We start from the raw sequence: 22,157 nt of genomic DNA, 5'->3' as shown, positions 1-22,157 counted from the left end.
AAACAAAAAACCTGACGTCATGTCAGGTTTTTTTATGAATTCTGCCCTACTCGTTCTTTCGTTAATCCAAAAAACGCCAGTGAGCCGATGACAGCTGTCACAAACATGATGGCTCCCATCGGAACGGCTGTTGTCTCATTAATGCCTACAAGCGGTGACACGATTGAACCGAGGAGCAGCGGAAGCATTCCAAGCAGCGCACTTGCACTTCCGGCGCGGTGCCCCTGCTTTTCCATGGCTAGGGTAAACGTGCTGGTCAGAACCATGCCGATCGTAATCATGTAAATGAAAATGGATATGACTAATGTAGCAAGAGGACCGTGAATCATGGTCATGGTTAATAGCACAGCCGTCGCAATCATAGCCGTAATGACCGCTATACGAAGCAGGCTTTTTTCATGAATGATTCCGCCAAAGCGTCCGATGATAAAGCTGCCCGATATAATCGCCAGCCCGTTAATGCCAAAAAGAATACTAAATACCTGCGGAGACACCCCGTAGATATCCTGGTATACAAAAGGCGTACCAGACACATATGCAAAGCTTCCCCCGTGAATAAATCCGACAGTTAACGCGTACCCCATAAAGGATCGATCCTTCAGCAGGCTGCCCATCGTTTTGACGGATGTTCCGATTGAGCTTGGAATCCGTTTTTCCGGCGGAAGCGTTTCTTTTAACCTCAATGCAATCAGAAGAACTAGTAAAAATCCGATGATCATTAGGACGTGAAAAATTGTATGCCACGTTGCGAACGGCAAAAGCAAAATGGCACCGCCTGTCATAGGCGCAACCATTGGCGCCACCGCGGTAATGACCATTAACAGCGAGAAAAATTTAGAAAGCTCTCTTCCGGTAAACACATCGCGGACGATTGCGCGAGACAGCACAAGCCCTGCAGAAGCAGTGAAGCCTTGTAAAAAACGCGCAGCCACTAAAGTTGTTATATTGGGCGACAGTGCACAAAACAGAGAAGATAACGCAAATAAAAAAATACAGATTAATAGCGGTTTTCGTCTTCCCTGCGCATCGCTGACCGGCCCGACAATCAGCTGGCCGATCGTAAGCCCGACCAGACAGGCTGTTAAACTTAACTGAACAAGTGAAGCACTTGCTGATAAATCTTTCGCGATTTCAGGAAAACTTGGCAAATACATATCTATATTAAGCGGGCCCAATATAGCAAGCATACCGAGCAGAAACGCTAGTGCCAAGCGTTCTTTTCCAGTTGGATTGTGCAGCATGTTATCAAACCTTCCCTTCAACCTAGTCCCTTATATAATGGATGTCAGCTCCAACAATGGATTGAAGCTGTGAAACATTTGTATATTGTATCATAACTTTCAGCCTGTGAAAGCCGCTTGAGCACGGGCTCGGCAAAGTGAAATTCCGAACACCTATAAATGGGAATGTTGCAGGGAATCATCGTGACCAGCATCATCTGAAGAATCGGCCAGCTTTTTTTTGCTAAGTTCTAGCCTAGCGAATTTTATACGCTGGGAGGTTTTTCTAGAGTGCAAATGGCTTGCAAGATGAAATCAATCGTTGTATATTAATTGACGTGTCAATCATTGATATATCAATTAATAGTTTTGACAGGAAAGAAGGGATGGGTTTTGGCGTCATTTTGTTCAGAGGAAGCCGAGATTTTATATCAGCTGCAAGGCGTGAACAAGGTGATTGGCGTGAAGTTCGAGGCATGCACGGGCATCAGCCAATCTCGTTTGGAATTGCTGACATTGCTTTATCATGCAGATGAGATCAGTCAAAGCGACCTTCAAAAGAAAGTAAATATCGATAGCGCAGCCGTTACCAGACACCTGAAACAGCTGGAAGCCAAAGGCATGGTATCAAGGCGGCGCAAGCCTGAGGACAACCGCATCACCCTTGTTCGGTTAACAGACCAAGGAAGAGAGCGAATTGAGTCTTCTAAGAAGGAAAAGGAGCGTTTCATGAAGGAAATGCTCGCAAATGTAAGCGCAGAAGAACGCCGCCTGCTCATTGATGTGCTGGCGCGCATGCGAAACAATATAGATAATATCGAAGCTTAAGAGGAGTGTATCAACATGATCAAAACAAACGATTTTATGGAAATTATGAAAGGCCGCCGTTCTATTCGCAACTATGATCCGGCAGTAAAAATCAGCAAAGAAGAAATGACAGAGATCTTAGAGGAAGCAACAACTGCGCCATCTTCTGTTAACGCGCAGCCATGGCGTTTTCTTGTCATTGACAGCCCGGAAGGAAAAGAAAAGCTCGCACCGCTTGCAAGCTTTAACCAAACACAGGTCACAACATCATCTGCTGTCATCGCTGTATTTGCAGACATGAACAATGCAGACTACTTAGAAGAAATCTATTCAAAAGCTGTGGAACTTGGTTACATGCCGCAGGAGGTCAAAGACAGACAAATCACCGCGCTGACCGCACATTTTGAAAAGCTTCCGGCACAGGTCAACCGTGAAACGATCCTGATTGACGGAGGTCTCGTTTCCATGCAGCTGATGCTGACTGCACGCGCGCATGGCTACGATACAAACCCGATCGGCGGATACGATAAAGAAAACATCGCGGAAACCTTCGGATTAGATAAAGAACGTTATGTACCGGTTATGCTACTTTCTATCGGAAAAGCAGCAGACGAAGGCTATGCTTCCTACCGTCTGCCGATTGATACAATTGCAGAATGGAAATAAAACAAAGAGCCCGGGAATGTTTTCCGGGCTCTTTGTTTTTAAGTACAGCCGCCGTTTAATCGTCTGATCTTTTTGGGTAACACGTCTGAAGTTAGTCGTTTAGTCATGAAAAAAGAGTGATGACCATTCATCACTCTTCTCTCGATTACTCTTTTCCTTTCTTCCTGCCGAACGGCCACCAGTTTCCTTCTCCAAAGGTCGCAATGATTGCCGGGATGAAGAGCGGAAGTATGACAAGGCCGTAAAGCAAGAGCCCGATGATGATAACACTTGCCACCTGCATCAGTGTATTAACACCTGAAGGCATCATCGCCGCGAACGTACCGGCCAATATAATGGCAGCTGTAATAATGACAGATCCCATTTTGCTCATTGACCTGACGACACCTTGCTCAATGCCAAGGTGCACCTCTTCCTTAAATCGATCCAGCAAGAAGATCGAATAATCTACCCCTAACGCGATCAAGATGACAAAGCTGAAGAATGGCACTGCCCAGCTGACACCCGCGTTTCCTAAGCCGTTTACAAAAATTAATTCTGTTATGGATATCGACGTATAGTACGTCAGCAGCAATGACGCGATCATATAAATCGGCATGATCATTGAGCGGAACAAAATGGTTAACACGATAAACAGGCCTATAATCATAATCACCATTGTTCTGGAGAAGTCCGTTGTGGACAGCTCTTTTAAGTCCGCATTCATACTCGTGACCCCGCCGTATACGATCTGTGCATCCTCCAAAGGAGTGCCGTCAACTTCGTTTGCGACAGCTTTTTTGATTTGGTTTATTGTCGCAATAGCTTGTTCTGAGTACGGATTTGAATCCAGAACGACACTTAATTGAACACCTTTGCCGTCTGCAAAGGAATACTGGTCAATTGACTTCTTAAAGTCTTTGTCCTTCATTACTTGATCAGGAATGAATATGCCTGTATCTCTTACAGTTGGACTTTTGCTCATGTCTTCTAACATATCACTGGAAGCTGTAATACCGTCAGAGACTTTCGTCAGGCCCTCATTTGCGCTTTTTACGCCTTCGGACAGCTTCTTCAGGCTTTCTGTCAGGGTTCCAGCTTGTGCCTGCTGGCCTGAGAGCTGTTGGTTCGCTTGTTCAAGGCCGGTTTGAATCTGGCCAAGCTGTCCGCTTATTGCCGTAAGCTGCTGCACGGTCTGTGCGGTATTGCCGGTTTGGGAAATCTGTTTGCTCACGAGCTGCAGCTGCTGATTGATTTTGCCCAAGCCATCTGCCGCATCGCCCAGTGAACCGCCAGACCCTCCATTTGAGGCCGAGCCGGTTTGCCCTGCCATTTGATTCAGTCCGTTTTCTATATCCGTTAATCCGCTTTGGACATCGGCAATCCCTTTCACCGTCTTATCCAGCCCGTCTGAAACCGATCCTAGCTGGTTATCAATATATAAATCTTTGATTTTTTTACCAGTCGGCTGCGTAATGGTCATAACAGAGTCAACATGATCAACTTTCTCGATCGCTTTGCTGATATTTCCTAGATAGGGGATTGTATCAGCTGTTGTAAGATCTTTGTCTCCTTTTACGACAACATTGATCGGGAACGCTTTTCCTTCCCCGAATCCATCCTTAATGGCCTCGAGAGCTTTTATAGATTTATAATCGCTGCAAATTTCCGCAGTTGAGTCGAATGAAATCTGGTCATTATAGGTCAAGATGAACGGAAGCGTAATCACCACCGTGATGACAATGAACAGAAACGGACGCGCAACGGAGTGTCTGCCGAGAAACGCCCATAGTTTGTTATCACTGTGTGACAGCACTTTCTTAGAAGGCCAGAATAATTTTTCTCCCAGCGTCACCATAAATAATGGCAGCAGTGTGTAGAGGATGATCATTAAAATTCCCACACCGACTGCTACCCCTACTGCGGATTGGAAAATCGCAAACTTCGCAAATCCTAAGGCGGAAAATCCGATCAATACCGCAAATCCGCTGATAAATAAGGTTTTTCCCCCTGTGCGGTAAGCGATAAGCGCCGCTTCTTTTTTATCATGCCCGTTTGCCAATTCTTCACGGAATCGTGTAAGAAGCAGTATGCAGTAATCTGTTCCAATGCCGAACAGGATCGCGACTAAGAAGGTTTGCGTAAACGTCGAGATAGGAAAATCAACATTGTATACAAGGATGCCCAGTATGGATTGACTGATCAGATAAGAAAAACCGACAACCACAATCGGGATAAAAGGCGTCACAACAGATCGGAACACGATCAACAGTAAACCGATGATCAGGCAGACTGTGATCACTTCCGTTTTCTTAAGCCCTTCCTCTGAGCTGTGAGCGAAATCCTGGTTGATAAGGGAAGCTCCCGTAATATATGCCGTCAAGTCATCAGGAACGATTTGATAAATCTCGTCCGCAATTTTTTCCGCCTTTTTATCAGAACCTGTAATCGTGATAGGCATGAGAACGGTTTTCTTGTCTTTCGACATCAACTGGTCTTTGACTTCTTTTTCCGCTGACAGAGGAGATGTTACCTCTTCTACACCGTCGATCTTTTTGATTTTATCGATCATTATCCGAAGCTGATTCTCTGTTTCTTTCTTTAGAGCATGGTCTAATGTAAAGACGACACTGATCGAATTATTGTCTTCTCCCGCTTGTTTTAAAATGGCGTTTGCCCTTTCTGAAACAGCATCAGCGGGAAGCTGGGCCTGCCCCTTTTGATTGGCCAGCTCCGTTAAGTTCGGAGAAAACAAACTCAAAACGACGGTAAGTGCTAATACTATGGCTGCAATTGCCCACTTGAATTTGATGATTGCTCTCATTCGGCAGAATCTCCTCCTTTAAATTTGCTTTTTAAAATGGTGAATATCTCGATGATGGAATGTAAGTGTTCCTCATCTATATCATCAATCAGCGGTTTGAGCGCGTTAAAGATGGCAGAATCTAATTCTTCTAGTATGTGTTCACCACTGGGTGTAATGTTAATAAGCTTAGAGCGCCTATCACTTTTTGCCGGACAGTCGTCCCATTGAACCAATCCCTTTTCGAGCAGCTTTTTCAGTCTGTTAGAGATCGCGCTCTTATGTACATTTTGGTACATGGCCAGGCTGCCGGGAGAGGTTGGGCCCTTGACTTTTAAAATTTTCAACAGGTCTGCCTGTTCCCTTGAGATATGCTTGAAGACATCCTGATTGATTTCACGATGCACAAATTCTGTCCCTTCAAGCAGGACTTCCACAAACAGGTTTATCGCCTGACATAGCTTTTGTTCATTCAATATCTTCCCCTCCTCATTATAGTTTACCCCGCTAAACTTTATGTTCAATGTCATTTAGTTTATTCCTCTAAACTATATATGTCAACAAATTTTATTTTCAAGCACTCTACATAAGAACTCATGTCCGCGTATAATGGAAGCTACACACACGAAAGGGGGAATTTTAACATGTCAGATTTTGCATTCAAATTGTATGAATATAACGTCTGGGCCAATCAACAAATATTCAACCGATTAAAGGAGCTTCCAAAAGAGGTATACCATCAAGAAATTCAAAGCGTGTTTCCGTCAATATCCCATGTATTGTCTCATGTTTATCTTTCTGATCTCGGCTGGATTGAAGTGTTTTCCGGCAAAACCTTGAGCGATGCGTTGGCTTTAGCTGAACAGCTTAAAGAACAGACAGAGGCAAAAGAAATAGAGGAAATGGAAGACCTTTTTCTGAGGTTATCCGAGCGCTATATACTATTTTTACAGCAAAAAGAACAGCTCAATAAGCCACTCCAGATTCAAAATCCCTCAAGCGGAATCATGGAAACAACTGTTTCCGAACTGCTTCCCCACGTTGTCAACCACGGGACATACCACCGCGGCAATATCACAGCAATGCTGCGGCAGGCAGGCTACGCATCCGCACCGACAGATTACGGGCTCTACCTGTTTATGAAAAAAACTGAAAAAGCATAAAAAAGCGGCTCCCTAAATGGAGCCGCTTTTTTCGGGAAATAGTCCAAATCACATTAAAATTCTTTTCATCAATCCTTTTTTAGTAAAAAAGATAGAAATTTTAGTGTTATAATAATCATTAAAAATAGATTGCTGACTCAATAAACAATTTTCAATGGAGGAACACATAAAGTGACAGACGACATGACGAAAGACAATATAAATCAGCAAACGTTGCAGAGAGGCTTGAAAAACAGGCATATCCAGCTCATCGCCATCGGCGGAGCCATTGGGACAGGCTTATTTCTCGGCTCGGGCAAATCGATTCATTTTGCCGGACCTTCGATTTTATTTGCTTATATGATCACAGGGATCATTTGCTTTTTAATTATGAGATCGCTGGGTGAACTGCTGTTATCAAACTTGAACTATCACTCTTTTGTGGATTTTGTACAAGACTACCTAGGCGATATGGCAGCATTTATCACCGGCTGGACATATTGGTTCTGCTGGATTTCCATTGCGATGGCTGATCTGACAGCAGTCGGGCTCTACACTCAATATTGGCTCCCGGGTGTGCCGCAATGGGTGCCTGGCTTAATCGCTCTAATTATTTTACTGATTATGAACCTGGCGACAGTCAAGCTGTTTGGAGAATTAGAATTTTGGTTTGCTTTGATTAAAGTCATTGCCATTTTGGCGTTAATCGTCATTGGCCTTGTGATGATTTTCAAAGGCTTTTCCACAAGCTCAGGAGTGTCCAGCTTCACAAATCTCTGGAGCCACGGAGGCCTGTTCCCGAATGGCATGCACGGGTTTATCCTCTCGTTCCAGATGGTTGTGTTTGCTTTTGTCGGCATTGAGCTTGTCGGGCTTACGGCCGGTGAAACAGAAAACCCTGAAAAAGTAATCCCTAAGGCGATCAACAATATTCCTGTCCGTGTGCTGCTTTTTTATATCGGGGCTCTTCTCGTGATTATGAGCATCTATCCTTGGGATGTCATCAATCCCAGCGAAAGCCCATTCGTACAAGTATTTGTCGCTGTTGGCATCGTCGGGGCTGCAAGTATTATCAACTTTGTTGTGTTGACATCCGCTGCTTCAGCGTGCAACAGCGCTGTATTCAGTACAAGCCGTATGGTCTATTCCCTGGCGAAAGATCACAATGCGCCTGAGTCAATGGCGAAACTGACTCAGCGTAAAGTGCCTAGAAATGCTTTATTCTTTTCAGCTATCGTGATTTTAATCGGTGTTACGTTAAACTACATCATGCCAGAAGGCGTATTCACCCTGATCACAAGTATTTCAACCGTATGCTTTATCTACATTTGGGGAATTACGGTCATCTGCCATATGAAATACCGCAAAACAAGACCTGAATTAGCGAAAACAAACAAGTTTAAGCTTCCGCTTTATCCGTTTACAAATTACCTGATTCTTGCGTTCCTGGCGTTTGTTCTGGTTGTGCTGGCACTGGCACAGGATACTCGAGTTTCCTTATTTGTCACACCGGTTTGGTTTATTTTGCTGATTGTGATTTATAAAGTGAGAAAAGCGAAGCATCAATAACACTCGAAACTCCTGCCTCAAAAATGAGAGCAGGAGTTTTTTTGATGAAAATGACCTTTGCTTTTGAATTTAAAGGTATGCTATAGTGTTTGTAATCAAAACAAGAAGGGATGATGGGTGGACAATGATTAACTAATCTTATTTTTACCGTTTGAAATCAATATTTCAAATCAAAAAAATAGGATTAGTCTGCCCATTTTCTATATAAACGACACTGCTATTTATAAAAAATAGCTTATTTGATCATGCACAGGCACGGCTAATCCTTCCAACACATTTGGGAGGATTTTTTTATTCTCCCTTTAAAGCGAGGGATATGGATGAAAGAGATCGTAACATTAACAAACGTTAGCTATGAAGTGAAGGATCTGACTGTTTTTAAACATGTAAATGCCAGTGTTCAGCAAGGAGATATCATTGGAATTATCGGCAAAAACGGCGCTGGGAAATCTACGCTGCTGCACCTCATTCACAATGACTTAGCCCCTTCCCAGGGTCAAATCCTTCGAAAGGATATAAAACTGGCTTTGGTTGAACAGGAAACAGCGGCATATTCCTTTGCGGATCAGACACCTGCCGAAAAGAAGTTACTGGAGAAATGGCATGTGCCTCTTCGTGATTTTCATCAGTTAAGCGGCGGTGAAAAACTGAAAGCGCGGCTGGCGAAAGGACTATCAGAGGATGCAGATCTGCTGCTGTTAGATGAACCGACAAACCACCTTGATGAAAAAAGCTTGCAATTTCTCATCCAACATCTGAAACATTATAACGGCACTGTGATTCTCGTTTCTCACGATCGATATTTTTTAGACGAAGCCGCAACAAAAATATGGTCGCTTGAGGATCAGACGCTGATTGAATTCAAAGGGAATTACTCCGGGTATATGAAGTTCCGGGAGAAGAAAAGACTCACCCAGCAGCGTGAATATGAAAAGCAGCAAAAAATGGTTGAACGGATTGAAGCACAAATGAATGAGCTCGCTTCTTGGTCGGAAAAAGCCCATGCTCAATCGACGAAAAAGGAAGGGTTTAAAGAATATCACCGGGTAAAAGCGAAGCGTACGGATGCCCAGATAAAATCCAAGCAGAAGCGGCTTGAAAAAGAGCTGGAAAAAGCAAAGGCGGAACCCGTCACCCCAGAATATACAGTCCGCTTTTCAATCGATACAACCCACAAAACAGGAAAACGTTTTTTAGAAGTTCAGAATGTAACGAAAACGTTTGGAGAAAGGATACTCTTTAAAAACGCAAACTTTACGATTCAGCACGGCGAAAAGGTTGCGATCATAGGCCCCAATGGCAGCGGAAAAACGACATTACTGAACATCATTCTGGGACAGGAAACAGCAGAAGGAAGTGTATGGGTGTCGCCGTCCGCAAACATCGGCTATTTAACGCAGGAGGTGTTTGATTTGCCTTTAGAACAAACACCGGAAGAGTTATTTGAGAATGAAACATTCAAAGCAAGGGGGCACGTTCAAAATCTGATGAGGCACTTAGGTTTTACAGCCGCCCAATGGACTGAACCGATCAAGCATATGAGTATGGGTGAGCGTGTAAAGATCAAGCTTATGGCATATATTCTGGAGGAAAAAGACGTGCTGATTTTAGATGAGCCGACAAACCATCTCGACCTGCCGTCACGCGAACAGCTGGAAGAAACACTGTCACAATACAGCGGCACATTGCTGGCGGTTTCACATGACCGATACTTTCTCGAAAAAACAACAAACAGTAAACTCGTCATCTCAAACAACGGCATCGAAAAGCAGTTAAACGACGCTCCTTCAGAAAGAAATGAGCGGGAGGAGCTTCGGTTAAAGCTTGAGACAGAAAGACAAGAAATGCTGGGAAAGCTCAGTTTTATGACGCCAAATGATAAAGGGTATAAGGAGCTTGATCAGGCTTTCAATGAGCTTACGAAACGAATAAAAGAGCTGGATTGAAGCCGTGAGAACAACTATGGATATAAAGACGCATGGCAATAAAAAGGACAACAGCTGTTGTCCTTTTTTCTTTATATGTTCAAGCCTTCCCATGACCTTAATGTCTCTAATGATGACTTATAGTACCCTGCCACTGCTTCCAAATAGTCATTTCCTTTGATCGGGGTGAACGGGTCTGGTCCAGCTGCCACCATCTCCATAATAATCGGGCCTTTATAACCGATAGAATGAAGCGCTTCGATTTGCCTTTCCAGATTCGCATGGCCGTTTCCGATGGCCTGGCGATTTGAATCAGCCACGTGATAAACGCCGAGTTTCTGCCCTGTCAATTCAATGGCTTTCACAGGGTCAGCTTCTTCTATGTTCATATGATACGCATCGAGAAGAACATAGAGATTGGGGCTGCCGACATCACTTATTAATTGCAATGCTTCTTCCCCAGTGACCACTTGATGATTTTCGTATCGGTTCAATACTTCAAATACAACCTGAATCTGTAATTCCTCCGCTCTGGCCAGGATCTTTTTAGCGCTTTCGACCAATAAACTCCAATCCCTCGCCTCATCCCCGCTCCCTCTCACTTTGCCGACATCACCGTGAAGACAGATACGAGGAGCTCCTAAAGCCACAGCCCAGTCTAATAAATCGAAGTAATACTGTACAGCCTTTAACTGAACCTCTTCATTTGCGCTTGAAATATCCCAATTCCTTGGTGTTATTGATAAAACCTTTACATGATGAGCAGCAAGTGTCTCGGCAAGGTCTCTCGGATTCAGCGAAATATCTCCTTCAACCTCCACTCCGTCTACTCCAATTTCTGCAGCCAGCCGGCATTTTTGTTCAAATGGAATGCTGCCGAAAGTCCATAAGCATATACCATATTCTCTTTCCATATTGAAATCCCCCTTTTATAAAGGTGAAACTGTATTCTTTGCCATGATTTCTCCCTCAATTTGCTCCAATGATTTGCCTTTTGTCTCCGGCACAAATTGATAAACAAAGAGAAAGGCAAGAATGCCAATGGCGCCGTACATGAGAAATAAAGAACCTGTACCGATCAGATCTAAAAGCAGCGGGAAGGACAGCGACACTGCAATATTCGCCAGCCACAGACAGGTACTTGCGATCCCCAGCGCCGTCCCCCTGATCTGTAACGGGAAAATTTCAGCCAGCACAACCCAAACGACCATTCCCCAGCTTGCTGAATACGCTACCATAAACAAGCATAAGCAGGATAACAGCAGCCACCCGGGTGCATGAAAGAATAGCGTACTGACACCCAAAATACCAAGTGCCAAGGACATTCCGACATTGCCGATCAGCATGAGATTTCTTCGCCCTATCATATCAATCAGCAGCAAGCCAAGGATCGTAAATAAGACATTGATGACGCCGATGCCGATGGTTCCCGCGATGGCACTAGAAGCGCCGAACCCCGCATTTTCTAAGATGGTCGGTGTATAATAAATAATCGTATTTGTGCCTATTACTTGCTGAAAGATGGCGACCCCAATACCGATAAATAAGATCGGCCTGATTGCCGGAGATAATAAAGTTGATATGGAAACACGCTCTTTCGTCTTAATCTCTTTCATACTGCGGATCTCAGCATCGATTGTTTTCGGATCTCTCGTCAGAAGCAAAATATGGCGTGCTTCCTCCTCACTTTTTTTCTGCAACAACCATCGCGGACTTTCTGGCATAAAAAACATACCGGCCATGAGAATGAAGGATGGAATCACTGCTAATAGGAGCATCAGATCCCACCTGCCGGAAGATGAAAAAACGAAGTTTACAATATAAGCCATGAGAATCCCGAAGGAATTCATCAATGTATTCAATGAAGCAATTCTGCCTCTGATCGCAGCAGGCGCCATTTCTGACAGATATAAAGGAACGATTGCAGAAGCTCCTCCAACTGCTATGCCCAGTTCTATTCTGAATAGTAACAATATTCCGATATCACGAGCTAAACCTGTACCAATGGCTCCAATTGTAAAAAGCACCCCCAGCCAGATGATTGTTTTTTTCCTGCCATAGCGGTCGGAAAATCTTCCGCAAAAGGCTGCTCCGGCTAAAGCACCGATCAGCACTCCGCTGACAACTAATCCTTCTAGTAATGGCGACAGCTCCATGTCTTCTCTTATAAACAGCAGCGCGCCGGATATTACACCCGTATCGTACCCGAACAGCAAACCTCCTAATGCCCCGAAAAAGTAAATAAGACTGATATAAGCCTTTTTGGACGTCATCAAGAAACCTCCGACTCATTGTATTTAAACGTTTAAGCAAGGGAGATCTCTCAAAGATCCCCCAAATCGTCATAACTGTGATGCGGTTGAATCCCGTACAATTAATGAAGGAGACAGCATCACGCGCTGTATCACTTTCTTTTGTTTTGAATCGGCCATGCCGTCCATCAGCAGTTCAATTGCTTTTTCCCCCATTTCTTCAGTCGGCTGTGCGATAGTTGTTAATTGGGGATCACTGATCTTTGCAAGGATGCTGTTATCAAACCCAATCAGAGAAAGAGATGAAGGAATAGGAATATGAAGCTGCCTTGCAGCCTGCAAAACGCCTAAAGCAAGCAGCTCAGTCGTCACAAAGACAGCCGTCGGCCTTTGTTTTTGATTAAGCAGCTTTAAACTGATGTCTTTACTGGCTGACAAATCATATGGACAGTCTAGAATGGCTGATTCATCGATTTGGATTCCTGAAACCTGCAGTCCTTCTTGAAAGCCGAGGACACGATTTTTGATTGATGTATTGTTAATCTTTTCTGCTATGACAGCTATATTAGTATGCCCTAATTGGGCTAAATGGACGGCTGCCTCATATCCCCCTTTAAAATCATCCGCAACTACAGTGTCTACAGGCAGGTGCGGTATATCTCTCGATAGCATGACAACCGGCATGTCGCTTTCAATCAGTTCCCGTATCGCCTGACTGTTTTTGAGGCCCGTCGCCACAATAATGCCGTCTACATGCTTTTGCTTCAGCATGGCGATATATTCTTCTTCTCTCAGCGAATCGTTGTCCGTACTGCATATGATGACGCTGAAGTCCTTTTTACGGCCGCTGTCCTCCACAGCTCGGGCAAGTTCGGCCATAAAAGGATTGGCGATGTCAGGAATGAGCAGCCCGATGGTCTTCATCATTTTTCTCGCTGACGTTACAACACTTGGCTGATATTGAAGCTCCTCAATCACTTTCAAAATTCTATTTTTGGTTTTCTCACTTATATTGCCTGTGTTATTCAGAACCTTTGAAACCGTAGAGATTGAAACGTTTGCTTCCTTAGCAACATCATAAATGGTTGTTTTCATTAAGAAGGCCACCTTTATATAATAGATCCTCTTTAGTATAAACGAATGCTTACCAGAATTTCTTTTTAAAAAGGCGCTTCTTCTATCAAATACTCAAACCGTTTGCGGCACTCCATTTTTTAACGTGACAGGCTGCTTCGTTTTGCAAGACTCTATACAAGCTGCGGCAATGGCAAGTGCTGCACGCGCATCTTCACCTGTTACTGAGGTTGGTGAATTATTTCGAACAGCGTCAACAAACGATTGTAACTCATCAACATAAGCATCAAATAATAAATCTTGGTCGTAGCGAATCGTGTTGTAGCTGACTCCGTCTTTGTTATACCTTGTCATGTTTGTATGGCGGAGATCTCCGATGGTCAGCATGCCTTCAGACCCAAACACCTCTCCGCGGACATCATATCCATAAACCGCTTGAAAGTTTGCCTCCGCCGTTGCAATCGCTCCGTTATCAAATTTGATCGTGACTACTGCCGTATCCAAAAATCCTTTGTCTTTAAAATCAGGCCTGACAAGCGCATCAGCCGAGGCATAGACTTCAATCGGCTTCGCATTTGGATTGAGGTAAAGTAACGTATCAAAGTCATGAATCAGCGTCTCTAAGAAGATCGTCCATTGAGGAATTGGTGTTGGATCGCCGAGTGCCGGGTCTCTTGTAATGGAACGCATTAACTGAGGTGTTCCGATTTTTCCTGCACGGATTTCCTCATATGCACTGCGAAAGCCTTTAGCAAAACGTCTGTTAAAACCGATCTGAAGCGGAACAGACTCTTCATTTACTACCCTTATGACTTCATCCGCTTCTTCCAGTGTGACAGCCATCGGTTTCTCACAAAATACAGCTTTCCCCTTCTTTGCCGCTGCCATAATGTTTGCTGCATGCGTCCTTGCCGGCGAAGCAATGATGACCGCATCAATATCAGGATGCTCCAGCATTTCTAACGGATTTGTAAACGCTTTAATATTTGAGCCGATTGTTTTTGCAAATGCTTCTGCATTCCCCGGAACCGGATCTGCAACTGCATACAAATCTGCTCCTTTCACACGAAACGCAATACTCTCTCCATGGAAAGCTCCCATCCGTCCCGCACCTAATAGCCCAACCTGTACATTTCCCATCAGCACCACTCCCATTCTGCAAATATAAGGAAAGTCTTTCCTTGATTATCTCATCTAAAAAAACAAATCATGAAATTGTTATAATATTAGTTTGTTAATAAGGGAAAGTCTTTCCTAATTGTTTTCAATTGTAACCCCTTACATTTTACAGGTCAATCTTTTTTTCTGTTTTCAAAGCCAACCTCTCCTATAGCCGCCGTTCAAGCCTGCGATGGGTTAGGAATTTAGGGAGCAAAAAAATACCGAGGGTGTGCGGCACCTCAGGTGGAAATTTCCCGCAATAGAAGGAAGGTGATGAAGAAAAGCAGAATATGAAATGAAACAAACAAAGTGAGGATGATATGACTGAAGACTTTTACTGAGATGAAGTATTTAGCGGCAAAACGAAAGTAAAGAAGGTGCTAGAGACAGATTACGTATTGGCTTATTACCATACAAAGCCTTTTTATCCAGTCCATATTGTGGCTGTCCCTAAGAAACATATTTCCTCATTGATCACTCTAGAAGAGAACGACCATGACTTGCTTCTTGAATTAATGGGTATCATTCAAAAGATCGCTTCCATGATGACGGAAGAAAAAAGCGGTGTGATCACCAACTCAGGAGCTTACCAGGACTCTAAACATCTACATTGGCATATTGTGTTTGGGAAGCCGCTTAAGTAAGCAGCTTTTATCAGCATAGCTGTTTCCGCATACGTATATTGGTCATGGCATAGCCCATCTTCTGATAAAGATAGACGGCTGTCTCGTTGTGTGCAAATACATGTAGAGCCAGCCTTTCCGCACCGAGCTCTCTTGCTCTTTCATCAAGCGTTTGAAGCGCCAATTGAGCAAGTCCTTTTCCGCGAAAGGCTTCATACAATCCAAAGGAATAGATAAACGCTTCCTTTTGCGGATGAAACGGATCAGCATACAGCCAGAGCCAGCCCATTCTTTCCCCTTGGTCATTTGTGATGTTCCAAAAATAATGATTGCTGCTGTCTCGCCCATTCGGAATCATGTTCTCATATGCCTGCTCCGATTTCTCAAATACCTCTTTTTCCGTCCAAGTTCCTGACGTTATGTTTTGTTTCGCATAATTTTGCACGGACATCACTCGAAAGGCTTCGAACTCTTCCTCAGTCATGTCTTCCAAAGTTAATGCCATCCTGTATTCCTCCTTTATAAAAAAAGCCCAGCTGATGCCGGACGAATAACGCAGAAATGGAGCTCTATTTTACTGCTTCAGTTAATTCCTGGACTTTCTATTATTCGATAAGAACAGGAGATTTCCTGCAAATGGGCTTGTTCTTAAACATTAGTGAAAAGCTTACGTGTAACTCCCCATGATGATCATGATAGAAACAATCAAACAAATCATCGCTGGTATCGCCATGATGGCCGATTGTCTTGCTCGAAACATATGCGCATGAATGGCTCCCGCCATGAGAACGACAAACAGAACACCTGCTCCAATTGCTGCATACCGATTCCAAATTCCCGCTGTCATAGCAAGTGCCCCGGCTATTTCAAGAATGCCAGTAACAGTCAGAAACCATAATGGATATTGATAATGCCGCCAATGCTCAACTTGAAAGGGAACGCGGCTTACCTTTATGATGCCTCCCGCAAGCATAAAAACTGCCAAACTGACTTTCGTAATAATAGATATCATCTTACGTCATTCCCTTTCGGAAGCATCCCGTATATTAAAAGATTCACAACCTCTGCTGCGAGGCTTGCCGGATCTTTGATTCCGGTTAACAAAAATGAATCGGTTAAATGTTCAATCATGCCGACCAAACACTCAGCGACAGTTTCCATATCCAGTTCAGAGTGAAAATAGCCAAGCCGCTGTTCTGCTTCTAAGTTCTCTTTCAAAACCATCGCCAAGTCTTTTTTCATTTGTTTTGCTTCCGGGTTGAGAAAAAAGCCGATCTTGGTTAAATCCTTGTCCTCAGCCAGACATTGAAAAACAGATTCCACAGCAGACAGCACCCGTTTTGTCACATCCTCCGTGTTTAATCCGTTTTCCAGAAGAAGTGACTCTGTCAGCTTTCTTACTCGGAAGTGAAAATCGGTGATTAACTCCTCAAAGATGGCTTCTTTGCTTTGAAAGTACAGGTAAAATGAAGGCTGTGTGAACCCAGCTTTTTTTACAATCTCACTTATCTTCGTGTCATGGAATCCCCGAATCGAAAATTCATTAGCGGCAGCTTTAAGTAATCGTTTTCGGCTTTCTACTCCTTTACGTCCTTTACTTTTCAACTAGGACCACCCCAAAAATAATACTCACGAGTAATGTTACTTACGAGTATTATTTCATGGCATTAGCTTCATTGTCAATGATTTCAAACTCATCCTGTTGCCAGCTTCCTTTATTAAAAGGTCTCATGCATTTCGAATAACTGAATCAATTCATTGATTCCTATATCAATGGCTTTTCATTCACTGATAATTGAGCATCACTCCGGGGCCAGATAGAGTTTTGCCCGTAAATGCAAGGAACAATTGGGTGCAGCGGCGCATAATGTACTGTACAGAAAGATGGAAGGGTGTGATGGGATGCCGTCTACAGTAATCAACCTATATTATTTGAAGATCAACAGTATTTCGGGCAATGGTTCAATTACAATAGGCGAAGCTGCTTATAACAGCCCTACCAACAATCAAAAATCTCAAGGGACCAACTCTTCTTTCGGTGATACATCACCTACAGAATCCGTAATGGAAAACTTCTTAAACGATCCTGATGTAAATGACCAGACATCTATCGGCAACTCTGATACATCCAACGTTAATGCTCCTCCGATTGCACCACCGCCAATTTTAGATTAAAGGGGTTTCGTCTATGCCATATCAAATTAATATCGCAAATATTAAGATCAACGGCGTCACGCAAAACGGAAATATAGATGTCGGTCCGACTGTGCACAACAGCCATACTGCGAACAGCAAATATTTTGGAGCAAACTTTTCCTTAGGGGATCTTTCGCCTACGTCTTCACTTTTAAACACTGGAAATATTGATTCAGACGTTAGTGACCAAGACCAAATCGGAAACCCTTCTGCGCCGATTTCAAATCAAATTTAAGGAGAATCTCATATGGATTTCGAAAAAATTCGAAAGTGGCTTGAGATTACGAATGAATATAAACAAAGTGACTTTTGGACAAATGTGCTCAAATATAAAGCCCCGGAACATTTTTTTGATTCCGAAGCTTCTACGTTTGTTTACGACTTTTATCAAGATGAGGAATATAATTTTATCATTGTGGAAATGCCCGGTGTGTATGAGGAAGAATTAACGATCCGTTTACTGTCTAAAACCCAGCTGCTGATCAAAGGAACGATCACGCCTGTTTTTCCAGCCGAAATGGAAGTGCTGCGTGAACGGTATTACGGAGAAATTGAGCGAATCATTCAGCTTCCCGAAGCCGCTGAAACTCATTTGTTACAGATTCAGCTGTTAAACGGGCTTCTGCATATTTCGTACCCAAGACAAGTTGAAACCGTTGCGTTCAATAAGGGGCTTTAAGATTGATTGTTCCTTCATTCCTTATCCATAGGGACTGATATATGGTCTTTATATTGATCCACATAAATATCCCCATTACCCAGCAGCACTGCGTACACGGTCTCTTTCACCTTTATGTCTCTTTTTCGCAATTCTTCCAAAAGCCAGGATTCCGTCAAACGATTCTGCTTTAAATTATTCTCAATGATTTCTCCGTCCATAATAAGCTCTATCGGAAGCCTTTGTTCTTGGTTTACCGCAATCATTAAATCCTGTTTGGTCACATGCCGGAATTGCGGTTTTCTTAACACAGTCAGCTGACCATTCGTTTCAAGAATGGCAAAAAGAACTTCTTCGATATTAAATATTTCTTTTTCCCGTAATTGCTGATTTAAATAATCAAGTGTGTAACGCATTTTCCTCATATTTGATTCAAGTATCTTCCCGTTTTGAATCAGCACTGTTGGATCTCCGGCAAAAAATTTCCTCAGCTTCCTGTTCTTTATCGACAGAAACGAAATTAGAAAAATGGTTAGCACAAAAATACTAAACGAAATGGCCATATTGTGCGGTTTTATTGAAGTATTGTAAGCTAATCCGGCAGCAATCGCCCCTAGTGTGATCGCCGCAATAAAATCAAAAATCGTCATTTGAGAGATTGTCTGTTTGCCTAAAATTCGTTCTGCGATTAACAGCAAGCCAAAGCTGGCAACCGTTCTAATGACAACTTCAAGTTCAATCATGTTATGGCGCTCCCCGCTTCCCAGATTGTTTCGGCCAAAAAACTCCTGTTGCTATCATTGTTTGGCTTAATATATCCATCTATACCAAAAATATTGTTCGGTTCAGGACAGAATGAACCGACTGCCTTTCGGATATATTAAATTGCGATTGGCCGGAAGAAAAGCCAATCCCATGACAAATCTAATTCATCATTGGTCAGGTGGTAGCATGAATTTCACTTGGGAATCTCTTGTTCTCATTGTAGCCGGGGTCATTTTGCTGAGAATTTCAGGAAGGAAATCAATCGCACAAATGACGTCGACTCAAACGGTTGTCATGATTTCGATCGGAACTATTATCGTTCAGCCAATCATCGAGTACAGCCTCTTCAAAACATTAATTGCAGCGGCAATTTTCACAAGCACACTCATCGTTATGGAATGGATCCAAATGAAATCGAACACCATTGAAAAGATGTTAACCGGAAAAGCAAAAATCGTCATTGAAAACGGACAGCTTCATATCGAAAACTTAAAGAAGATGAGACTTACAGCTGACCAGCTTGAAATGCAGCTAAGGCTTCACGGCGTTACGGCTATACAAGATGTCAAAATTGCGACATTAGAGGCAAACGGGCAATTAGGAATAGAATTAACTGATGACGCCAAGCCTTTAACAGTCAGGGATCTGAAAAAACTCATTCACCCCGATTTCATAAATAAGGACGGACAAGCCCAGTCTGGCAATCAGAATATTTTTGATGAAGTTGGCAAAAAAAATAAAAAAAACGTCCCTAAAAAGCTGCATTAACAAAAGGCGCTTGTGGCATTTTGCAGGTTTTTGTCTCTTACTGAAAGTTTTTGCCGTTTTGTTTAAGCAACTGCTGCTCACACACCATATTGTATAAACAGTCATAACAGAGAGGAGAGATGAATGATGAAATTCCCAGTTTATATTCATTCGATATCCGGGAACAGCGTTTTTAATAACGGATTTGCAGTTTCCATCAGCCCGTTCTCTGTGTCTAAAACAACAGAGGGTTCCGGTGGGAGTAATACAGGTTTGGTTTTTGAATCCAATGCTTTAAGCCAAACAAGCTCCGCCAATCAAGCCCAAAATGTAACATATGCGATCCAAGAGCTGCTTTCCAAGCTTTTAGCGTAAAAATTAAGAAATAAACACTTCATGAGGTGCCGTATGGCTTTTCCAATTATTCACACGAACTTTTGGGATGCTGTGATAGCTGTTCCAATCATCATATTGATAACCCAAATCCTCAAAATATTATTGAAAATCCCCAAAACTTTTGTACCGTCAGTTGCCTTAATAACAGGCCTTGTCATTTCTGTTTTCATAAGCCATCGACACAGCCTCTTTTCTGGCGTATTTATGGGCTGGTTTTATGGCTACGCTGCTATAGGCTCCTACTCATCATTAAAAACGACTATCTTATCCTTCAGGCAAACGAAAAACGATACATCAAATTCATAGATGACATATAACGATCTGCCGCCTCTTTATCAGGCGGCTTTATTTCTGCTGATAGGTTGATCATCTTCAAAAGATGATCATTCACTCGCTATTATTTTTACCATTATGTTGATGCAATGATATAAAAACGCAATATCATAGAAGTAAATAGACTGCCAGCGTCCTTTATGACAGCTACTTCTGAGTGAAAGGAGTTTTTGAAGCATGCGATCTCAAATCAACATCTCAAATCTCACGATAAATGGAATGACACAAAACGCCAATACAGATATCGGACAAAACTTGCAAAACAGCCATACTGCGAACAGCAAAAATTACGGAGTGAATTTCACATTAGGAGATTACTCTCCTTCTCATTCAATTATTATTTCAGCAAGTTGTGATAATGATACAAGTGATCAAGGGCAGGTTGATAACCCTTCTTCGCCTAGTGAAGAATAAAAAAAAGAACTCATTTGAGTTCTTTTTTTACCTTATTTCTTTAGTTTGTCTCGTTTGATATGATGATTCTTTTCTGAAAAGCCCAATGATGTTCCACAGGATGAGTGCTGAGGATATGATAAAGTGAGGAGTACTAATATGCTGATGGGTAAATAATTTATACCCCATGACTGATCCTAGTGCTATGATGCAGAAAAGATTAATCCATTTGCTCCAGCCCATTTTCAAAAAGCTCCTTTTATTGATATGTTCACTGCCAAACATCTCTTTTTGGCACAACTTCATTATGACCAATAAAGAAGCGAAAAGATATAAATCCTTTCCAATTCATTCCTTAAATCTTTCTTAATTTAACAAGCTCTTTGTCCAAACTTCGATTGTTTTTTAATATGTTCTTTCATTGGAGAGGACTTGAGCCTTGTCCCCTTTAAAATGACAAAAAGCCCTTATATGGGGCTGGCTATGTGAAACGTATAAACCCTTTATTCACCTTCATATAATCGATAAACCCTTTTCAGCTTTTGTTCAAGCTGTTCAAAATGAACAAAACGGGCTTCTCTTAGAAACTCAGTCCCATCAATGAACAAAAGAAGCACAGGAACGGTGAAAACTGAAAATCTGCCAGCGACCTCTGCTACATCGTCAGCATTGATATGCCCCAATTTGATGTTTGGAAACTGATCCAATACTATTCTGAGCTGGGGCAGAACTGCGTGACATACTGTACAGCCAGGCCTTGATATATAAATAAAACTGAATTTGTGCTGTTTGATAAAGTTTTCTATAGAAACTAATGAATGTAATCCTGTCATCTCTTTCATCCATTTACTCCTTCAAATAGGTCTGTTTTTCATGACCAAGCTCATCAATACGTATCATTCACTATACAGATTTATATTTATGATATCCGCTTTTTTGCTTTGCAGAGTACCTGCAAGCTTGCCGAAAATGTGAAAATAAAAGAACAGTTACTGACAAGCAGCAACTGTTCTTACATACTTTCGTATTAAAAATGCAAAGCGTAAGCTCCTGAACCGATGAGTGCAACCCCTATGGAAACTGCAATGAGCACCAGGTTATATTCAAAACCTCCGGCGCCATTCGCAAAACCTTTCGCTCCATGGACTTTTACGATAGCACCTAACATGATGATCGTTATGATAGCAGCTCCAAGCGGGAGGAATACGCCTAAAATAAATAGAATTCCGCTTACTAACTCCCCAAGACCTGATAGAGCGGCCGCAACGTTTCCTGGTTTCACCCCAATTGATTCGAACCATTGTCCGGTTCCTTTAATCCCGTATCCGCCAAACCAGCCGAATAATTTTTGTGTGCCATAAAACAAAAACACTACACCAATCATTATACGAATAAGCAACAGTCCTGCATCTTCCATTTGTATCTCTCCTCATCTTTGATTTTATCTG

General features: G+C 42.6%; 26 protein-coding genes. 13 read left to right on the top strand and 13 right to left on the bottom strand.

The window, feature by feature from the left end:
• Nucleotides 1-32: 32 nt before the first annotated feature.
• Nucleotides 33-1,241 carry an MFS transporter gene (locus MHI44_RS14715; RefSeq protein ID WP_015715324.1) on the bottom strand — a complete coding sequence of 403 codons (1,209 nt, stop codon included), beginning with the start codon at nucleotides 1,239-1,241 and terminating at the stop codon, nucleotides 33-35.
• A 312-nt stretch (nucleotides 1,242-1,553) separates the two neighbouring features.
• On the opposite strand from MHI44_RS14715, the gene MHI44_RS14710 reads away from it, so the two are divergent.
• Both MHI44_RS14710 and MHI44_RS14705 read left to right on the top strand, forming a co-directional pair.
• Nucleotides 1,554-2,048, top strand: coding sequence for a MarR family transcriptional regulator (locus MHI44_RS14710; protein WP_072557150.1), 495 nt, complete (start codon nucleotides 1,554-1,556; stop codon nucleotides 2,046-2,048).
• Nucleotides 2,049-2,063: 15 nt separating this feature from the next.
• Nucleotides 2,064-2,693, top strand: a complete 630-nt coding sequence (locus tag MHI44_RS14705; RefSeq protein WP_015252704.1) for a nitroreductase family protein — start codon at nucleotides 2,064-2,066, stop codon at nucleotides 2,691-2,693.
• 145 nt (nucleotides 2,694-2,838) lie between these two features.
• Here the strand turns inward: MHI44_RS14705 and MHI44_RS14700 are convergent, their stop codons facing one another.
• Nucleotides 2,839-5,496, bottom strand: coding sequence for an MMPL family transporter (locus tag MHI44_RS14700; RefSeq protein WP_339202266.1), 2,658 nt, complete (start codon nucleotides 5,494-5,496; stop codon nucleotides 2,839-2,841).
• Nucleotides 5,493-5,951: a MarR family transcriptional regulator gene (locus MHI44_RS14695; RefSeq protein ID WP_015252707.1), complete on the bottom strand. Its 459-nt coding sequence runs from the start codon at nucleotides 5,949-5,951 to the stop codon at nucleotides 5,493-5,495. Before MHI44_RS14695 ends, MHI44_RS14700 begins: the two co-directional genes overlap by 4 nt.
• A gap of 168 nt (nucleotides 5,952-6,119) precedes the next feature.
• On the opposite strand from MHI44_RS14695, the gene dinB reads away from it, so the two are divergent.
• The 3 genes from dinB to vmlR all read left to right on the top strand — a co-directional run bounded on the left by dinB (nucleotide 6,120) and on the right by vmlR (nucleotide 10,132).
• Complete coding sequence (gene dinB / locus MHI44_RS14690; RefSeq protein WP_251233444.1) at nucleotides 6,120-6,638, top strand: damage-inducible protein DinB; 519 nt, start codon at nucleotides 6,120-6,122, stop codon at nucleotides 6,636-6,638.
• A gap of 171 nt (nucleotides 6,639-6,809) precedes the next feature.
• Nucleotides 6,810-8,186: an amino acid permease gene (locus tag MHI44_RS14685; protein ID WP_014475969.1), complete on the top strand. Its 1,377-nt coding sequence runs from the start codon at nucleotides 6,810-6,812 to the stop codon at nucleotides 8,184-8,186.
• 320 nt (nucleotides 8,187-8,506) lie between these two features.
• Nucleotides 8,507-10,132: an ABC-F type ribosomal protection protein VmlR gene (gene vmlR / locus MHI44_RS14680; protein WP_339202262.1), complete on the top strand. Its 1,626-nt coding sequence runs from the start codon at nucleotides 8,507-8,509 to the stop codon at nucleotides 10,130-10,132.
• Nucleotides 10,133-10,203: 71 nt separating this feature from the next.
• Here the strand turns inward: vmlR and MHI44_RS14675 are convergent, their stop codons facing one another.
• The 4 genes from MHI44_RS14675 to MHI44_RS14660 form a co-directional block, all read right to left on the bottom strand.
• Nucleotides 10,204-11,025: a sugar phosphate isomerase/epimerase family protein gene (locus MHI44_RS14675; RefSeq protein WP_339202259.1), complete on the bottom strand. Its 822-nt coding sequence runs from the start codon at nucleotides 11,023-11,025 to the stop codon at nucleotides 10,204-10,206.
• Between the two features lie 15 nt (nucleotides 11,026-11,040).
• The gene (locus MHI44_RS14670) at nucleotides 11,041-12,384 is read right to left on the bottom strand and encodes a sugar porter family MFS transporter (RefSeq protein WP_339202253.1); all 1,344 of its coding nucleotides are present in this window, start codon (nucleotides 12,382-12,384) and stop codon (nucleotides 11,041-11,043) included.
• Between the two features lie 69 nt (nucleotides 12,385-12,453).
• The gene (locus MHI44_RS14665; protein ID WP_339202251.1) at nucleotides 12,454-13,458 is read right to left on the bottom strand and encodes a LacI family DNA-binding transcriptional regulator; all 1,005 of its coding nucleotides are present in this window, start codon (nucleotides 13,456-13,458) and stop codon (nucleotides 12,454-12,456) included.
• Nucleotides 13,459-13,551: 93 nt separating this feature from the next.
• Complete coding sequence (locus tag MHI44_RS14660) at nucleotides 13,552-14,577, bottom strand: Gfo/Idh/MocA family oxidoreductase (RefSeq protein WP_029725835.1); 1,026 nt, start codon at nucleotides 14,575-14,577, stop codon at nucleotides 13,552-13,554.
• Nucleotides 14,578-14,975: 398 nt separating this feature from the next.
• On the opposite strand from MHI44_RS14660, the gene MHI44_RS14655 reads away from it, so the two are divergent.
• Complete coding sequence (locus tag MHI44_RS14655) at nucleotides 14,976-15,242, top strand: HIT domain-containing protein (protein WP_240304240.1); 267 nt, start codon at nucleotides 14,976-14,978, stop codon at nucleotides 15,240-15,242.
• 10 nt (nucleotides 15,243-15,252) lie between these two features.
• Here the strand turns inward: MHI44_RS14655 and MHI44_RS14650 are convergent, their stop codons facing one another.
• The 3 genes from MHI44_RS14650 to MHI44_RS14640 all read right to left on the bottom strand — a co-directional run bounded on the left by MHI44_RS14650 (nucleotide 15,253) and on the right by MHI44_RS14640 (nucleotide 16,826).
• Entirely contained in the window at nucleotides 15,253-15,726 is a 474-nt protein-coding gene (locus MHI44_RS14650; RefSeq protein ID WP_119899067.1) for a GNAT family N-acetyltransferase, read from the bottom strand.
• Nucleotides 15,727-15,888: 162 nt separating this feature from the next.
• Nucleotides 15,889-16,233 (bottom strand): DoxX family protein, encoded by a 345-nt coding sequence (locus MHI44_RS14645; RefSeq protein ID WP_119899065.1) that lies wholly within the window; start codon nucleotides 16,231-16,233, stop codon nucleotides 15,889-15,891.
• Nucleotides 16,230-16,826 (bottom strand): TetR/AcrR family transcriptional regulator, encoded by a 597-nt coding sequence (locus MHI44_RS14640; protein ID WP_119899063.1) that lies wholly within the window; start codon nucleotides 16,824-16,826, stop codon nucleotides 16,230-16,232. Before MHI44_RS14640 ends, MHI44_RS14645 begins: the two co-directional genes overlap by 4 nt.
• Nucleotides 16,827-17,123: 297 nt before the next feature.
• On the opposite strand from MHI44_RS14640, the gene MHI44_RS14635 reads away from it, so the two are divergent.
• The 3 genes from MHI44_RS14635 to cotP are packed head-to-tail and all read left to right on the top strand — an operon-like array spanning nucleotide 17,124 to nucleotide 18,096.
• The gene (locus tag MHI44_RS14635) at nucleotides 17,124-17,396 is read left to right on the top strand and encodes a spore germination protein (RefSeq protein ID WP_003243854.1); all 273 of its coding nucleotides are present in this window, start codon (nucleotides 17,124-17,126) and stop codon (nucleotides 17,394-17,396) included.
• 13 nt (nucleotides 17,397-17,409) lie between these two features.
• Nucleotides 17,410-17,652: a spore germination protein gene (locus MHI44_RS14630; RefSeq protein ID WP_003234151.1), complete on the top strand. Its 243-nt coding sequence runs from the start codon at nucleotides 17,410-17,412 to the stop codon at nucleotides 17,650-17,652.
• A 12-nt stretch (nucleotides 17,653-17,664) separates the two neighbouring features.
• On the top strand, nucleotides 17,665-18,096 hold the full coding sequence (gene cotP, locus MHI44_RS14625; protein ID WP_003234154.1) for a spore coat protein CotP: 432 nt from the start codon (nucleotides 17,665-17,667) through the stop codon (nucleotides 18,094-18,096).
• Nucleotides 18,097-18,110: 14 nt separating this feature from the next.
• Here the strand turns inward: cotP and MHI44_RS14620 are convergent, their stop codons facing one another.
• The gene (locus MHI44_RS14620) at nucleotides 18,111-18,818 is read right to left on the bottom strand and encodes a DUF421 domain-containing protein (protein WP_003234156.1); all 708 of its coding nucleotides are present in this window, start codon (nucleotides 18,816-18,818) and stop codon (nucleotides 18,111-18,113) included.
• Nucleotides 18,819-19,026: 208 nt separating this feature from the next.
• Here MHI44_RS14620 and MHI44_RS14615 point away from each other — a divergent pair, with 208 nt between their 5' ends.
• From MHI44_RS14615 to MHI44_RS14600, 4 genes are all read left to right on the top strand, one after another.
• Nucleotides 19,027-19,608: a DUF421 domain-containing protein gene (locus MHI44_RS14615; RefSeq protein ID WP_003234158.1), complete on the top strand. Its 582-nt coding sequence runs from the start codon at nucleotides 19,027-19,029 to the stop codon at nucleotides 19,606-19,608.
• A 123-nt stretch (nucleotides 19,609-19,731) separates the two neighbouring features.
• On the top strand, nucleotides 19,732-19,962 hold the full coding sequence (locus MHI44_RS14610) for a spore germination protein (protein WP_003244212.1): 231 nt from the start codon (nucleotides 19,732-19,734) through the stop codon (nucleotides 19,960-19,962).
• Nucleotides 19,963-19,995: 33 nt separating this feature from the next.
• Nucleotides 19,996-20,289 (top strand): hypothetical protein, encoded by a 294-nt coding sequence (locus tag MHI44_RS14605; protein WP_009969672.1) that lies wholly within the window; start codon nucleotides 19,996-19,998, stop codon nucleotides 20,287-20,289.
• A gap of 204 nt (nucleotides 20,290-20,493) precedes the next feature.
• Nucleotides 20,494-20,730 (top strand): spore germination protein, encoded by a 237-nt coding sequence (locus MHI44_RS14600; protein ID WP_003244342.1) that lies wholly within the window; start codon nucleotides 20,494-20,496, stop codon nucleotides 20,728-20,730.
• Nucleotides 20,731-21,212: 482 nt separating this feature from the next.
• Here MHI44_RS14600 and MHI44_RS14595 read toward each other — a convergent pair whose 3' ends face one another.
• Entirely contained in the window at nucleotides 21,213-21,551 is a 339-nt protein-coding gene (locus tag MHI44_RS14595) for a thioredoxin family protein (RefSeq protein ID WP_003244013.1), read from the bottom strand.
• Nucleotides 21,552-21,736: 185 nt separating this feature from the next.
• On the bottom strand, nucleotides 21,737-22,126 hold the full coding sequence (locus MHI44_RS14590; protein ID WP_003234169.1) for a DoxX family protein: 390 nt from the start codon (nucleotides 22,124-22,126) through the stop codon (nucleotides 21,737-21,739).
• Nucleotides 22,127-22,157: the final 31 nt, after the last annotated feature.

Source organism: Bacillus sp. FSL K6-1366 (assembly GCF_037976695.1).
In the GTDB taxonomy this organism is placed as follows: Bacteria; Bacillota; Bacilli; order Bacillales; family Bacillaceae; genus Bacillus; species Bacillus subtilis.
The sequence above is the reverse complement of the archived record's forward strand: the minus strand, read 5'-3'. Positions and strand labels throughout refer to the sequence as shown.

Excerpts from the sequence above, each read along its gene's own strand:
- MHI44_RS14700 (WP_339202266.1), bottom strand. The coding sequence starts at position 5,496 with ATGAGAGCAATCATCAAATTCAAGTGGGCAATTGCAGCCATAGTATTA.
- vmlR (WP_339202262.1), top strand. The coding sequence starts at position 8,507 with ATGAAAGAGATCGTAACATTAACAAACGTTAGCTATGAAGTGAAGGAT.
- MHI44_RS14615 (WP_003234158.1), top strand. The coding sequence starts at position 19,027 with ATGAATTTCACTTGGGAATCTCTTGTTCTCATTGTAGCCGGGGTCATT.
- cotP (WP_003234154.1), top strand. The coding sequence starts at position 17,665 with ATGGATTTCGAAAAAATTCGAAAGTGGCTTGAGATTACGAATGAATAT.
- MHI44_RS14595 (WP_003244013.1), bottom strand. The coding sequence starts at position 21,551 with ATGAAAGAGATGACAGGATTACATTCATTAGTTTCTATAGAAAACTTT.
- MHI44_RS14630 (WP_003234151.1), top strand. The coding sequence starts at position 17,410 with ATGCCATATCAAATTAATATCGCAAATATTAAGATCAACGGCGTCACG.
- MHI44_RS14660 (WP_029725835.1), bottom strand. The coding sequence starts at position 14,577 with ATGGGAAATGTACAGGTTGGGCTATTAGGTGCGGGACGGATGGGAGCT.
- MHI44_RS14715 (WP_015715324.1), bottom strand. The coding sequence starts at position 1,241 with ATGCTGCACAATCCAACTGGAAAAGAACGCTTGGCACTAGCGTTTCTG.
- MHI44_RS14610 (WP_003244212.1), top strand. The coding sequence starts at position 19,732 with ATGATGAAATTCCCAGTTTATATTCATTCGATATCCGGGAACAGCGTT.
- MHI44_RS14590 (WP_003234169.1), bottom strand. The coding sequence starts at position 22,126 with ATGGAAGATGCAGGACTGTTGCTTATTCGTATAATGATTGGTGTAGTG.
- MHI44_RS14675 (WP_339202259.1), bottom strand. The coding sequence starts at position 11,025 with ATGGAAAGAGAATATGGTATATGCTTATGGACTTTCGGCAGCATTCCA.
- MHI44_RS14645 (WP_119899065.1), bottom strand. The coding sequence starts at position 16,233 with ATGATATCTATTATTACGAAAGTCAGTTTGGCAGTTTTTATGCTTGCG.
- MHI44_RS14635 (WP_003243854.1), top strand. The coding sequence starts at position 17,124 with ATGCCGTCTACAGTAATCAACCTATATTATTTGAAGATCAACAGTATT.
- MHI44_RS14650 (WP_119899067.1), bottom strand. The coding sequence starts at position 15,726 with ATGGCATTAACTTTGGAAGACATGACTGAGGAAGAGTTCGAAGCCTTT.
- MHI44_RS14670 (WP_339202253.1), bottom strand. The coding sequence starts at position 12,384 with ATGACGTCCAAAAAGGCTTATATCAGTCTTATTTACTTTTTCGGGGCA.
- dinB (WP_251233444.1), top strand. The coding sequence starts at position 6,120 with ATGTCAGATTTTGCATTCAAATTGTATGAATATAACGTCTGGGCCAAT.
- MHI44_RS14620 (WP_003234156.1), bottom strand. The coding sequence starts at position 18,818 with ATGATTGAACTTGAAGTTGTCATTAGAACGGTTGCCAGCTTTGGCTTG.
- MHI44_RS14600 (WP_003244342.1), top strand. The coding sequence starts at position 20,494 with ATGCGATCTCAAATCAACATCTCAAATCTCACGATAAATGGAATGACA.
- MHI44_RS14705 (WP_015252704.1), top strand. The coding sequence starts at position 2,064 with ATGATCAAAACAAACGATTTTATGGAAATTATGAAAGGCCGCCGTTCT.
- MHI44_RS14665 (WP_339202251.1), bottom strand. The coding sequence starts at position 13,458 with ATGAAAACAACCATTTATGATGTTGCTAAGGAAGCAAACGTTTCAATC.
- MHI44_RS14605 (WP_009969672.1), top strand. The coding sequence starts at position 19,996 with ATGGCTTTTCCAATTATTCACACGAACTTTTGGGATGCTGTGATAGCT.